At 42.9% G+C, this 14068-nt stretch carries 10 protein-coding genes, 1 tRNA gene and 1 pseudogene; 7 read left to right on the forward strand and 5 right to left on the reverse strand.

The features are described 5' to 3' along the window. The first annotated feature begins 1718 nt into the window (after positions 1 to 1718). Positions 1719 to 1795: transfer RNA gene (locus J5A52_05000), tRNA-Arg, on the forward strand. A gap of 1146 nt (positions 1796 to 2941) precedes the next feature. On the opposite strand, the pseudogene J5A52_05005 reads toward J5A52_05000, so the two are convergent. Continuing rightward, positions 2942 to 4200: pseudogene (locus tag J5A52_05005) on the reverse strand (transposase). A gap of 132 nt (positions 4201 to 4332) precedes the next feature. Between J5A52_05005 and J5A52_05010 the strand changes: the two are divergent. The 6 genes from J5A52_05010 (at position 4333) to J5A52_05035 (ending at position 8536) form a co-directional block, all read left to right on the forward strand. Beyond that, on the forward strand, positions 4333 to 4983 hold the full coding sequence (locus tag J5A52_05010) for an IS5 family transposase (GenBank protein ID QUB37459.1): 651 nt from the start codon (positions 4333 to 4335) through the stop codon (positions 4981 to 4983). Further along, positions 4940 to 5338, forward strand: a complete 399-nt coding sequence (locus J5A52_05015) for a transposase (protein ID QUB37460.1) — start codon at positions 4940 to 4942, stop codon at positions 5336 to 5338. Before J5A52_05010 ends, J5A52_05015 begins: the two co-directional genes overlap by 44 nt. A gap of 314 nt (positions 5339 to 5652) precedes the next feature. Beyond that, complete coding sequence (locus J5A52_05020; protein ID QUB37461.1) at positions 5653 to 5868, forward strand: hypothetical protein; 216 nt, start codon at positions 5653 to 5655, stop codon at positions 5866 to 5868. A 28-nt stretch (positions 5869 to 5896) separates the two neighbouring features. Beyond that, the gene (locus J5A52_05025) at positions 5897 to 6361 is read left to right on the forward strand and encodes a Fic family protein (GenBank protein ID QUB37462.1); all 465 of its coding nucleotides are present in this window, start codon (positions 5897 to 5899) and stop codon (positions 6359 to 6361) included. Positions 6362 to 6635: 274 nt separating this feature from the next. After that, positions 6636 to 6905 carry a hypothetical protein gene (locus J5A52_05030; protein QUB37463.1) on the forward strand — a complete coding sequence of 90 codons (270 nt, stop codon included), beginning with the start codon at positions 6636 to 6638 and terminating at the stop codon, positions 6903 to 6905. A gap of 1223 nt (positions 6906 to 8128) precedes the next feature. Continuing rightward, the gene (locus tag J5A52_05035; GenBank protein QUB37464.1) at positions 8129 to 8536 is read left to right on the forward strand and encodes a hypothetical protein; all 408 of its coding nucleotides are present in this window, start codon (positions 8129 to 8131) and stop codon (positions 8534 to 8536) included. Positions 8537 to 8780: 244 nt separating this feature from the next. Here the strand turns inward: J5A52_05035 and J5A52_05040 are convergent, their stop codons facing one another. The 4 genes from J5A52_05040 to J5A52_05055 form a co-directional block, all read right to left on the reverse strand. Then, complete coding sequence (locus J5A52_05040) at positions 8781 to 10193, reverse strand: LCP family protein (GenBank protein ID QUB37465.1); 1413 nt, start codon at positions 10191 to 10193, stop codon at positions 8781 to 8783. 2 nt (positions 10194 to 10195) lie between these two features. Then, positions 10196 to 10645: a VanZ family protein gene (locus tag J5A52_05045; GenBank protein QUB37466.1), complete on the reverse strand. Its 450-nt coding sequence runs from the start codon at positions 10643 to 10645 to the stop codon at positions 10196 to 10198. 668 nt (positions 10646 to 11313) lie between these two features. Then, complete coding sequence (locus J5A52_05050; GenBank protein QUB37467.1) at positions 11314 to 12747, reverse strand: polysaccharide biosynthesis C-terminal domain-containing protein; 1434 nt, start codon at positions 12745 to 12747, stop codon at positions 11314 to 11316. Between the two features lie 23 nt (positions 12748 to 12770). Further along, positions 12771 to 14066, reverse strand: coding sequence for a polysaccharide pyruvyl transferase family protein (locus J5A52_05055; GenBank protein QUB37468.1), 1296 nt, complete (start codon positions 14064 to 14066; stop codon positions 12771 to 12773). Positions 14067 to 14068 lie beyond the last annotated feature (2 nt).

Here is a 14068-nt window from a genome sequence, read left to right on the forward strand (position 1 = left end):
GTTCAGAGAATGGCATGCGTTTATTGTCCGGCAAGTTTTTGATATCTAACTTAGCGCCTTCGATATGTTCATCGGTTGGTTCAGCTTCCGCCTTCTTAGTTGATTCTTCAGCTTTTTTGAGAGCTTCCTCAAGCTTTTGTTTGTCATACTCGGCTTTGGTTTGACGCTTAAATGTAATGGTTTTGTCTGTGTGGCGGTTACCGTCGACAACAGAAACAACGATGTCCCTTTTACCTTCAGGGATATTTTCGAATCTATGCTTAAATTTGGCAGTGTTATTATGGCGATCGGTTAGGTTTCCGATCGTATTACCAATCGTTACTTGAGAGAACGTACTAACCCCCGAAAGCTCTCCGCTTATTTCATGGCTATCTGTATGGTAGCCTAACTCTATTTCATCATCGATTCCAGAGATAGTAATTGGAATGTTGTCATTTTCGAGGCGAGATTGATCTTTGAGAGCAGCGACATAAGTCACGCCGACAGATATTACAGTAAGCACACAAACGATGGCAGCGACAATGCCTATAACAGTAAAGGCCTTTTTGTTTTCTTTAGTAGATGTCTGATTTTTTCGAGTTGAGTTCGTTGATAAATTTTGTAGCAATGTAATCAGCTTGGGCAATGTCTTCTTTGTCATATTTCTATATCATGCATTACTATTAGGGGTTTGTCAATAAAGTGCCTACACCAACCACTCAACTGCAACACTCCTACATACAAAAAGAGCCACCATTTTTTCCGTTTTGTTAAAATTAGGCTTGTACGGTTTAGCAACCCCAACCCAAAACAACCAACATCTCCCAAACCTACCCCCATACAACCCCTCAAGTATATCCATCTGCCCTTTCTTAAGTACTAAACGTTTATTGTTCGTCTGCTTATCTACCTGCTTATCCATCTGCTTGCTCATCCGTTCGTCTATCCGCTTACTTACCAACTAACTTACCTACTAACTTACAACCTTACAACCTATCATTTACTTGCTACTAACCAACCTATTTGCTTATTTACTCATCCATTCATTCATTCGTCCATCCATTTACTAACTAACTTAATTTACTTAATTTACTTCGTCTGCCTACCTGTCTACTTACTTCCATATTATTTTTATACTAATCTTCCTAAACTCTCTTTACTTAATTCTCTCTACCTCCTTAGCAGTTCTTTAACAAGCCCTAACTCCTATACTCCTAACTCCTAACTCTCTATAGCTCTTTAATGATATTCTCTATAGTTCTATAGTTCTATAGTTCTATAGTTCTATAGTTCTATAGTTCTATAACTCTATAACTCTATAACTTCCATAGTTTCATAGTTCCATAATCCCATATAATTCTTACCATAATTCTCCTCTATATATTTATATATAAAAGAAGAGAAAAAAGAATAAAAGATAACAGAGGTAAAATAAACAAAAAATACCGGATATCGATATCCGGTATTTTTATACTAAGAGAATGGCTAAAATTATTGGATATTTATGGGTAAATAGTAATACAATACTAACCGCTCTGAAGCTTTAATGGTTATTCATTAGCTATTTATACCGAGCTTCGCTCGGTATATCTACTAAACGAGACATACAGAGACATCTCCTTATAGAATTAGTTGCTACTATATCTAATTTTACTAGGGTGTTCCGTTTTAGTTTAATGTACCGAGAGTAAGCCCCTCTTGTGTACCCACCGATATCGTGCTATGATTTAAGGTGGTATGCACCCGTAGCTCAGCTGGATAGAGCGTTTGCTTGCGGAGCAAGAGGTCGTACGTTCGAATCGTATCGGGTGTACCACGGTGCCGTCACGCAAACCCTGGATCCAAAGATTTGTTTACTGTAGTTTGCAGGATGACACTGGACTCCCATCCGTCATGGATGGGAGTTTTTAATGTCTTGATGAGACTGGCTCTGCCGTCTGGGGTAGTACTATAGGTTCACGGAGCTGTCATTGGAGTGCTGCTCTATTAATACTTTAACCTAACCCAACCTCCCATAAAATTAGAGTGATATGTAAAACTAATCCTATAAAGAGATGCTTCGTATGTCTATTACATACCGAGCCTTGCTAATAATAAGAAATGTTAGTTAAATAATCCAGCCTTCAGAGACGAATTGCTATTACTCATAATAGCGAACGTAGCCTGCAAGAAAACTGTCTCTTTAAGGTACTTGCGGTGCAGAATATAGAGGCTTGAGTCCACTATGCTGCTTGCCGGAATAGCTATCCAACGGTATCCGGATGGTTTTCTCATTTCAGGGATGATCTACCTGGCAGACGCTTCGCTTCTATAGAGCTTATCTCTAGACAGATTAAACAGCTATTTTGCTAGACTCTAAAAGCAAACAAGACACATACTATCGCATCTAGAGCCATTGAAACAGACACCGGGCGCCTAATTTATGAACAACGTATGATTTCTATGATGGACGAGAAGCCGTGAGACCGTACCTAAAGAGCCTATCTATTGTTAGCTAATATGCGCAAACTATATGACCAGCGGATACTTAACTCACCAACTTGAAGGGCTATACAATGAATTGATGACAAGAGCGGCATTGTTGCACAACCCTCTAGACAACAAAAAATGAGCGGTGTTATTCTTTTGGTGTGAAGACTAAAGATAAAAACACTGCTCATACCAATAATAACACTAAAAAGTCTGCTAGGATAACCACGAAGACTTGAGTTTCCGCAAATTTTCACAGCACTCCTAATATCGCCTATACCTAAACAAGTAAGTTCTCAAAAAACGCCAAAATATATAAGGAATCATTTCCCTTTTTTGATACGTTGAATTGCAATATCAACATAAGAATCAATTCGATGATTTTTAAATAAATTTGAACAATAGCTCTAATAACCGGCGTACTTTAATAGGTTCCATAGAAATTGAGCTTTATGGGACGTATCCTTTTAATCCTAATCTTTTAAATTTAAATTTAAATGATAAACTTAAAACAAAGCTGCCGGTATGTGGGACGCCTGGTTCTAAACCAAAGCCTAACTCCCTCTTTTGCGTATGAGAGTATTCGTACAATGCCTTTTGCTAGCCGGTAGTAACAAAAAAATACGTTTTCTTTCACAGGGTTTGCTGTCTTTATAACTAAAACCCGTATTGTATTGTATTTGTCTCTGGCGCCATGGATATCATGGCAAGAAACGCCATACACAAACTAATATAAAAGTTAAGCGCGTTTATGGCGCGAAGCTTTCTGACACGAAAGTTTTCAAATTGAAACATCTGTTTTTTGCAACGGAAATACTCCTCAATTTTCCATCGTGAAAAATAGATGCGCGCAACATGGACAACATCGTCCTTTGACTTGATCTCTTTGTTAGTGGCAAGCATCATCGGATGTTCTGTGATGCCATAAATAAGAACGAGATTTATATTCTTTCTGGAGGCTGTAATCCGTACTCTGGCATGCGACAGATAGGCATCATGATCTTTCCCTTTATAGAATACTCCTGTTTTTATTTTACCCTTACGACGGTCGCGAAGCTGCGTAGCTGGAATCCATTTGTTATGATAAAGGAGTTTCCTTTTAGAAGTAAGTCGGATGACATAATCTTGTTTTAATTTGTCGAGCTTAATAAACATTTTATTATCATCGTAGCCGCGATCCATAGCAAAAACAGCATTTTCGAAGAGAGCGGCAGCCTGTTCTATCGCTTGAAAAGTAATAACATTGGCAGACTTATAATTCTTCTCGTAAGAAGAATGTATCCTGGAAAAAATACTGACAGGGTGGTTGCCGGAAGTAAGAACACAGGCTTCAGTAACATGATAGCCTTTCTTGTAAACGCTTTTGGTTGAAGTGCTAGCGGAACCGTCCCTGACAACGCCGAGGGCTTCAAATTTATAACCATCTGGCTTTACAATATCACTGTCATCTATATGAACAACCGGTTCTTTAGGAACCCATTGTTTTACGATCTGAAGGTAGGGATTTAGAGCCTGCGCGGGAATTCCTTTTTTCAGATGTCCGGAAAGGCGATCAACAATATTTATCTTTTTAGAATTTTCATGCAGTTGGTCAACTACATCTGTTAGAAGACAACTTCCACTAGCCAGCATGCCATAAATGATGTCAGCGGTAAACTTACGATCGGGTCTTGGCAAATGATTGGAAATTTTATTTGTAAAACTTAAAATCTTTCTTTTCAGAATATAAGTATTTGATGTAAAATTGGTCATAAGGAATCCTCCTCTTTTTGTTTTATATAGTTTTTTAAATTAACTTTATTTTATATCAAAAAGGGAAAGGATTCCTTATATTTTGGCGTTTTTGAGATTAGGTATAGGTGATATCAGGAGTGCCGTGAAGATTTGCGGAAACTCAAGACGAAGAAGGTTGCTAGGAAGGCTGCCAGGAAGATTACTAATTGGAGCGCGTATAATAACGCCCTCAAGAGTCGAGGAAATCTAAGCATCTTCCTTGCCGAAGATGTTTTTAAGCAAGATGCGCTGAAGCAGAAAAATAATGGTAAAAATGGACACCCGTTTTGTTATTCCGATGAGTTTATTAAATTAATCCTCATCATCCGCGAACTGTTTCATCTGCTACTGCGCCAGACCAGCGGCTTTGCCGAGTTATTGTTTAATGCAATGAAGATTAGCCGAAAGGTTCCAGATTATTCTACTCTCTCTAGGCGAGCTGCCAAACTAACCGTTGACTTCCTGCCGAAATGTCGCTCCAGGGAGAATATTGTTATGCTAATCGATAGCTCTGGCTTTAAGTTATTCGGCGAAGGTGAATGGAAAGCTAGAAAGCATGGCTATAGCCGCCAGCGGACTTGGCGGGAACTACACATCGCTATAGATCACTCTAGCCGAGATATTGTTGGTCTTATTAATACTTCCGCTCATACTCATGACAATACCCAGCTTCTGCCGATGCTAGATCAGGTTCAGTCTCGCTACAGCCCTACCGCTTGTGCAAACCATCATCGGCGACGGAGCTTACGACGCGCAGCGTAATTATCTCGACATCACTAGAAAGCGTGGCATAGAATTCATCGCCCCGCCGCCTAAAAATGCTACACTACACCTCAATACCGGGCGGCACTTTAGTTGGTATGACACACCAGGCTGGGAGGAACGCAACCAAGTTGTTCGGCATGTTATTGAGTATGGTCTAGATGGCTGGAAAGCTGATGTCGACTACCATCGCCGCAGCCTAGTTGAAAATACTTTCTTTAGACTAAAGACCATATTCGGCGAACGGCTGAAATCGCGCACAGAAGCGAACCAACTAACCGAACAAAAACTAAAAGCCCTAATCATTAACCAATTCAATAGCCTAGGACTGCCGAGGTATAGCGGAACCAGCTAACGAGACAAAGCAGGACAAGACAAAGCAGGACAAGACAAAGCAGGACAAGACAAAGCAGGACAAGACAAAGCAGGACAAGACAAAGCAGGACAAGACAAAGCAGGACAAAGCAAAACCCGCAGCAACTAGGGTGAGCTGAGGGTTTGAGGGTTGGGTTGTGCAACAATGCCGACAAGAGCCAACCATTCTCGAGCTATTTGAAGACTCAATTACCTATCTGCGATTTAGGGTTGTTTTGGGTTAGGTGGCTGAACCGGACGCGCATATACAATATTTATCAAATTTCTCCTTATCTGCTACGCTATTTTTATAATATGACGACAGCAGAGTTATCTAAAAGACAGCAGACTGTCCGCACTGTGATCGTTGAAGGTACACTCATGGACGTTCATATGAAGCAAGCCCTTAAGGCATTCGCTCAAGGGAAACTTTCTATTGACGATTTGCTAGCGTTAGCACGCCAGATCGCTGAGAGTGGAGTGCTAGCCGCGCCGATTGACGGACTCTATAGCCTACGATCTCACAAATGATCCCTGCACTGACCCAGACACCGGAGTCATGCATAACCGACTTGGAATCACAACTGCTAACGAACTGGTTCGTGCTGAGAAAGCTACTGCCGCTGCCATGACCACAGCGATATTAGAGAATGTGGAGCCGAATAGTTGGAAACCTTCTCTACTAAGAGACCTTCACTACAAGCTGTTCGGACAGATCTACTCCTGGGCTGGAGAGTACAGGACAGCAGAGATCGGCAAAGGGACATCGCACTTCGCTGCGGCCGAACACGTCACGGCGCAAGTTGAGACGATTCTGGACGCATTGGAGCAAGAATGCCAACATTGGAATCCTCGTGCTACAGCAGTACTTGACCGCCTTGCCCACTACTATTCAGAGCTCAACGCCATTCACCCTTTTCGTGATGGTAACGGACGTACAATCCGTCTGTTCTTGTCTTTGTTAGCCAATCGTTATGGCTGGTGGCTTGACTGGACTGCCATGACAGCTGAAGAGAACGTATAGGCCTGCGCGGCCGCGTTCTACGGTGACGAGACCGTGTTCCTCGGCACCAGACCCCGGACGGTCTGGTTCTTCAACCGCCTCAGCTTCCTTGAACGACCAGGCGCACCCACCACCAACAACCAGCTCGACCTAAAAGGAGGTAGCACCGTGACCACACAGTACCACGACCTCTACGGAGAACTCTTCAGCGGAATGGGATGGGAGTGGGAGTGAGGCTCTACTATTTGCCAGTGTATTGCCATCCAGATAATCATGTGAGAGTATAGAAAATGAAATGAGCGAGCTGAGCGAGCAAGATAAATGGTACCAGGATTTAGATAAATTCAACGAGGTTCCGGCGTCGCGCCTTGGTCGCGTATGTAAAGAAATTGGAAAACGTGCTGCAATAGTGTGGATGGTCATAACCTCGATCGGCACCGACCCTGAAAAACTGGGAGAAGAATATAAGTCTAAGTATTGGAAACCAGGCGACATGATGACAGTATGGACACAGTTTGACCCGCACCCAACATATTCTCAAGAAGAAATACGCGAAGCATTTTAAGTACAATCTCGGGATGCATGCAAAGACTCCGACGGAGGAACATACATATTCTAAGTTTTAAAGTATGGATTTAGTTTTTGTCGCGTAAAACCCGAAATTAAGTTGAAGACATTCACTAGCTTTGAGAGGCTCTAATGGGACACTTTAGCTCTTTGCTGATGGACTCAGTCAGGAAATATAGTCGTGCATACCAAATGCTGCTCAAGCTTGAAGAGAATAGGTCTGCTTGGAGTCGACACCATCGTTTGGAGACCCCCAGGAATTACCATAACTAACGCCACTATTTATAATGGTTCACACAGTTACGAGAGGGATAAACGAACAAGTCGTGTCGGATGACAATGAAAAAAGTAGACGCGCTTCAAGTAGCTTTGTAAAAAAATTGGGTGCACGATTACTGTTGCTAATCTGCGATCGTCACAAAGAAGACCAACCTCAAGCTGAGTAGACAGTCCTCGGACCTAGACCTCATAGAGAGGATATGCATGTTGCAGGATTGCCTAATTGCCGTACAGTTGCTAGCGTAGTGGACTTGGGCGAGTATCCCGAGCCATTGGAATCACGCCTAATAGAGGAAAAACACCGACCGTGGATACAGCCTGCGATAGAATTAGAGCTAAAACTCATGGAGGAAAGAAGAAAGGCGCATGCCAGACTGGTTAGTCTTGGTACTTTAGAAGAATAGGATTCATTCCGTATTGGATATAGACAGTAGAGCGCGGTTGCGCCAGTCTATAGCGTGAAGCGAGCACTCGCCGATCAGAGTCCCACCATCCTTAATGACGAAAGTGTACGCACCAGCAGGCACAGGACCCGAAGTGTCAGTGATCTTGCGCTGGAGCTCCGCAGCCGAACGTGGCCGCCAGTACGGCGGCCCCCCACTGAGCCAGCTCACGCCAGTTTGCACAGGCCTCCACAATGAATGGGATGTGCTCGGGTGCAAGTGCATGGATGTGCGGGCTATCCATCCCTACTCAACCTTTCGTCTCGCAATAGTCTTGATGAGGATCATACTACCCGTAGATTGACATGATATCAAGCAGCGAACGTAAGAACCTTGGGAAAGTGGCATGCCTCTCTTGTTCTCTGGAGGATAGGGAGCTGTTCACAGCACAGTGGAAACTAGCTCTGGCTTACGGGCATGAAAACTAGGAATGCTTTCGTAAATAAATCAAGCTTAGTTCTTGTCCCGCTTTCCAGTCTGTGATTAAATATAACTAACCATGACGAACGAAGACTTAGCTAAACAGATACAAACGCTAACCGAGACGATGAACGTTAAGTTTGATCAGATCAATACCCAACTCTCCGACATCCGCAGTGACCACAAGAACCTTACAAACATAGTAAGAGACATGGAACTACGTATTGACAAACGTTTTGCTGAGGTTGATGAACAGTTTGCTAACGTCAATGAACAATTCGCTGAATTGAAAGCCGGACAAGCCACCCTCCGCACCAATATAGCAGATCTCCGTCATGACATCTTTATTGAAGAAGGTTCACGTGAACAAGTAGATGACACAATCTTCGAAGAACAGAAACAAAACTACGAATCACTTGATAAGCGTCTTCGCCTGCTTGAAACTAAGTTCCATGACTTAGCACAGAAGACGGCAACAATAGCCTAAGTTTGCGACTCCTGCTCTACGCAGATACCTTGCAGCAAACAAGCAAACATTTCTATTGTGGAATAGTCTTATCGCTATGTGATGAGGCTGTTTTAGTAAAGATAATCTCACCACTAGACGTTAGATTACCATCGCATGCCGATACCGACTAACTGCCCGCCGATCTACACCAATCTATGCGGCAATCTCTCGGTTGGACAATCCATCTTTCACGTTTGAACGGAGGTACACTACGATGAAAAACCTACGGCTGCAAATACTCTTTAATCTGTCCCTTCGCCCGCTCTACTGACGTACTATCAGGAATCATCACATACAGCGGCATCGCACCCATGCTATACGTTTGGCGGGTCGCGCCTACTCCATCAACGCTCATTGACTCGACTTTCCAGCCCTTAAAATCATTGAGCTGCATTTTTATCAACGATGCGATCGTCTCCTGACTCATGTTCGTTTGTAGCGAGCTTTGTAATGTCGACAAAATCGCGTTATATCGTGTCAGGTTGCGCGGCTCGCTCATCTTCGCGACGATCGCCTCGATTACCTTCTGCTGGTTACGTCCCCGCTGCCGATCGCCGTCGCTAAAGCTATAACGCTCGCGCGCAAACTCAAGCGTTCGCTTGCTATCAAGCGTATTCTTGCCCGCTTGGAATGAATGAAACGCATAATCAGAATCAACCGTAATGTCGCCTACGACATCAACCATCTTTACAAGCGACGTGAAGTTCAATCGTACATAGTACGGAATATCAACACCATACAAATCACCAAGCGTTTGCCGTGACATATCAATACCGTAAATGCCCGCATGCGTTAGCTTATCCGGCGTGCCTGTCACACCATGCAGCTGTACATAATAATCCCTTGGTGTATTTACGAGCAACATCGTCCGCTTCGCCGGATTTATTACCGCCAGCATATTCACATCGCTCCGTGACACCTCACCCACATCACCATACGTATCAATACCACTGATATACAGTACGAACGGTTTTGTCACGTCAGTTTTCGGTGCAGCTTGGCGATTATCATCCCGCACTTTATAGGTTGCAAGCGTTGCCACACTGTCATAAAATTCACGGTAATTTTCTTGCAATACGCCCATATTCGCCGTCCGGATTGATGCTAATTCAACCGCACCAGTGTTAAGTTGCTCCGTCAACGCCATTAGGCTATCGTAACTGCTCTGCGCCGCCGGTGTCACGTCAGCAAGCGCTTTTGCCGTTTTATCGTGCAGTGTATCCGTCCCAACCATACCGACCGACCGAGCAGAATCAAGCGCCACGCTGCGGTCTTTCTTTGCAATAATTGTATATTCTACATAGGTGACCTGTGGCGGCTGTACGGCACTCAAAAATGAATTCACCGAGTGTCCACTGTTATATACGGCAACATTAGCAGCAATCATCAACACGCCAGCTATCACGAGCAGTGCTCCTCGCCACGCTGCTTTCGGCTGGCGATATACTAGCCACCACAATACGACGCCCGCTATAACCACATACAATGGCACGGCTATATATAAATACTTATCAGGGATTATACCCATCGCAAACAAGTTAATACCAGCAGGAATCGCCGTCACGACAATGCCCGCACCAACTAACCGCTGTAACCATGCAAACAGCGATGCCCTTTGTTCTCTACTCACTTTCACTGTTAAATTCTATCACATTTTTGATTTTTATGCAACTTACAGATAAACTTATATCCGCCAGCAATAATTACTGCGCCGGCGCATGCCGCCGCCGTATCAAGCAGTACATCACTCACCTGCCCACTTCGCCCACCAACAAGTAACTGATGAGTTTCATCGGTCGCTGCATATGTACACGCAATACCAACCGCCCATAGCACAACGCTGCGCCAACGTATATGATACGTACGCACCAGCAGAGTTAGCAATATTCCCAACACGAAGTACAAAAACACATGCGCTGCTTTGCGCACTATCATCTCGGGAACCGATATATTCGTCATGTGTCGTACGCCCTGGACTACACGTTCACTTTGTCCGCTTGATACTTCATGTCCAGCACTCGAAAACCAAAAAATTAATATCATCCATGATATAACGAGTACAAAAAGAATAATTCGTTTTTTAGTCATACTTTTCCAAAACTACTTGCCTCTAAAATACCCGCACGAGACACAAGTACAAGCGCGGGGAGACAATTAAATTCTAACGAACTCGTCATAATGTGTCAACTGTCACTTATCCTCCCACAGCATCACACCACCACCATCATCACCAACTCACACAAATCAATATTGACTAAAATCAAGACAATAAACTATAATACAGCTAATGGAAGAGTACTGCTTCATACAACAAAGCAGTGTCTCTAAATCACTTTCTTACGTCAGTAGTACTATTCTAGGTGAATCTTACAATAGACTAAGGTCAATTGACATACTAAACGTCAGCGATAGCAAAGCTATATCAAGCGACTACTCTGCTGTTTATAAAAATTATTCAATATCCATCGCTAAAATAGGCAGGAAAAAGCATGTCTCAAAGGAGAATGACAATGAAAAAAAGAGATAAACAAGCTAAATAATCGACCTTGTAGGAGTTGATTCCATGGAGTTCTTGAGGGTGCTGCTCTAGGGCTCTTCACTGGTTTTGCAAAGTCTCTAGCGTTGTTTAGAGGTATCGGCGATCGGTCAAGGAAAAACCTACGAGGAGCAAAGATAACGATTCTCGGTCGACTAAATGATATATAGTAAAGAACTTCAAAAAGAAGCTAAAAGACATCTCTTACACTCCCACAATATCACGGGGTGCTTACGTTTACTCCTCTGCGTCGCTTTGTAAACTCTCGCCCTTTACTCAACACACCCTTCCATAACACCACTACGACGGAGCGGTTAAGCAATAGTACTGATACACCAATAATGATGATATTTGCGATATTGCCAACCAGCATGTTCAGATAATACAACGAGATCGCTATCGCATACAACAGCGCTAGCACTACAAATGTCTTTGTCTCATACCGAATCGCGATATATTTTTTCATATCATAGTGGCGATACACTGCCATCGCAAAGAATGCTACTGCCATCGCCGCCGCTGGCGCATACAGCCCCACAAAACGAATGCCGACTAGCGATACCACCACACTTACTACTGCTGCAATAATTGAAGTATTCATCACTTGCTTTGTCATCTTCTTAGCAATATAGAGCGCGCTGTAGAGCCCAACAATAGAGTTAAAAAACGAGCCAACGATAAGCAACGGTATATACAAATACGCTTCACGAAATGCCGCACCGACAAATAAGTTAAATACGATTGGCAACCCCGCAAGCATTACTAAGCCTAGCGACCCAAATAGTTTTACGCCCGCGTTCATCGTTCTTGAGAAAAATGTATCGCAATCTGGACTATTGATATGCACTGACGCTGACTCTGTCCAGGACATACTAAAAAACGAAAATATCCCGTTAAACACCAGCGGGAATCGATACGCTGCCGCATAAACACCATTAGCAGCTACCCCAAGAAAAATCGCTACAATCGTACGATCGGCAGCATTAATTGCCCACCATGACGCACCATTTGGCACTAGCGGCGCCGAATAACCAAGCAGCTGCTGCAGTAACTTTCTATCGTGGATACGAAAATCTATATACCGATAGAGTTTCAACGCAACGAACAAATATATTGCACATGCGACATTCGCTAAAATCGTTGACGTCAGCATACCCCTAGCACCAATACCCATTACGACGATAAACAATATGTTCGCAGCAATCGTCGTCACGCCAGCGACCATGCCACCAATCGCGAACTTCACGTTATCGCCAAAACCACGCGCAATCTGCAAAAACATGTTTGACACAATCACTGCTACCGTTGCACCGAGTGCATACAATCCGTATGGGATATTCACGAAAGACCAAACAAGCAGATATACTGCCGTAGCAAGTGCAAGCATACACGCCGTGAACCGCACTACCGTCGAGATAATTCGTTTTTGTCTTTCCTCGTCGCTTCGTACGTCAATCAAAAAGCGAAATACGCCCATCTCAAGCGAAACAGTAATAATCGGCGCGAGCAATGTAACGTACGTCATTACCAAGTCGACTGTGCCAAACTCGCTCGTCGCCAAATACGTCGTATATAGCGGCAGCAAAAGGAACGTCAGAAACTGCGTCGATAACTTACCAAACGCAATGATGAGGGTGTTTTTGACGAGAGACACGCTCCTCTTGGTAGATTCAGCACTCATCTCGCAGTTCTTTCGTTGATAAATTTAGCAATAGGCGCAAAGTATGCTCTCATGCTCGTGTGAGAGCGTACTTCTTTAGTGCTAGATTTAAGTTTTTCAATCGCCAAATCAATCTCTTTAGGATCAATACTACTTGCAACTGCTATATATGAATACTTGCTAAGCCACGAGTTGTACAGGTTCAATACTTTACCATCTTTATTGTTGATAGCTACACAAGGGGTATTGGTGATTACACTGAAAATCATGCCATGTAACCTATCTGTTATAACCAACTCTGACATACTGTAATCTTTCCAGATTGATCTCAAAACACTTATTCTATCAGAAATATCTATATGAACGTTTCCAAGAGAAGTATCACGATAAACGACATGTTTGCCTTTATCAACAAGGTGATTCTCTAATCGCCTAAGTTGTGCTGGTGAAAATCTAGCTTCTTTGTCGCGCCGTACTGAAAATACTACCCTATTTCTCTTTCTTGTCACATCAGCCTGACAATTGTCTAATGATAGCACTATGTCAGGAGTAGATGCAATTTCATTGTGAAAATGCCTTTTTATAAATTCATAGCTTGAGTTATCTCTTGCAGTGATAAGCAAGTTACTGCAGCTGTCATATGCAAGGACGCTCGCGCGAAGTTGACGTTTGCCAAATCTATTATCATCAAAAAATGCACTCTGCGGAAATGATATGATAGTATTCTTTTTAAATTTCCTTATAATAAATCGACGCTGCCGTTCTACTCCAAGATAGTGTGTCCCCATGTCACCACCCCCTGTTAGAACTATCACATCTTGGGGTGTCACTTGAGATCTCACCTTTCGCAGAACACTATACGTTTGACTAACCGGTATCTCTATATGGTCATAATTAGGCAATAATCTAACCATATACTCACGTTGAGCGTAGCCTAAAGCCAAATCTCCGATATTACCATGGTCAGGAACTAGCGTATAAATAACCTTTGGTTTATTTCGATTAATTAACCTATGTATATTCGACTTTCCAAACGTATACACAACTGTTTGTTGATAAAGGTCATCAATATTTCGCTTTAAACGTTTTACCCTATCCGAATTTAACATAATAATAAGGGAAGCTAGATGTTTTCTGTAAAGAAATCCATTTACCTTATCTGCCATAGTCTCATACGCAATACTCTTTAAATCAACCTCGTTGTCCACGGTGCTAAGCCTAGATAGTATAGCTCTCTTTTTTGCAACAAAACCAAGATTCAGATCTGTAACAATGCTGTCAATATCCCACTTTAGATTTATAAATTTTTCCATAA

It is taken from the genome of TM7 phylum sp. oral taxon 349, assembly GCA_018127705.1.
Taxonomy (GTDB): Bacteria; Patescibacteriota; Saccharimonadia; order Saccharimonadales; family Saccharimonadaceae; genus Saccharimonas.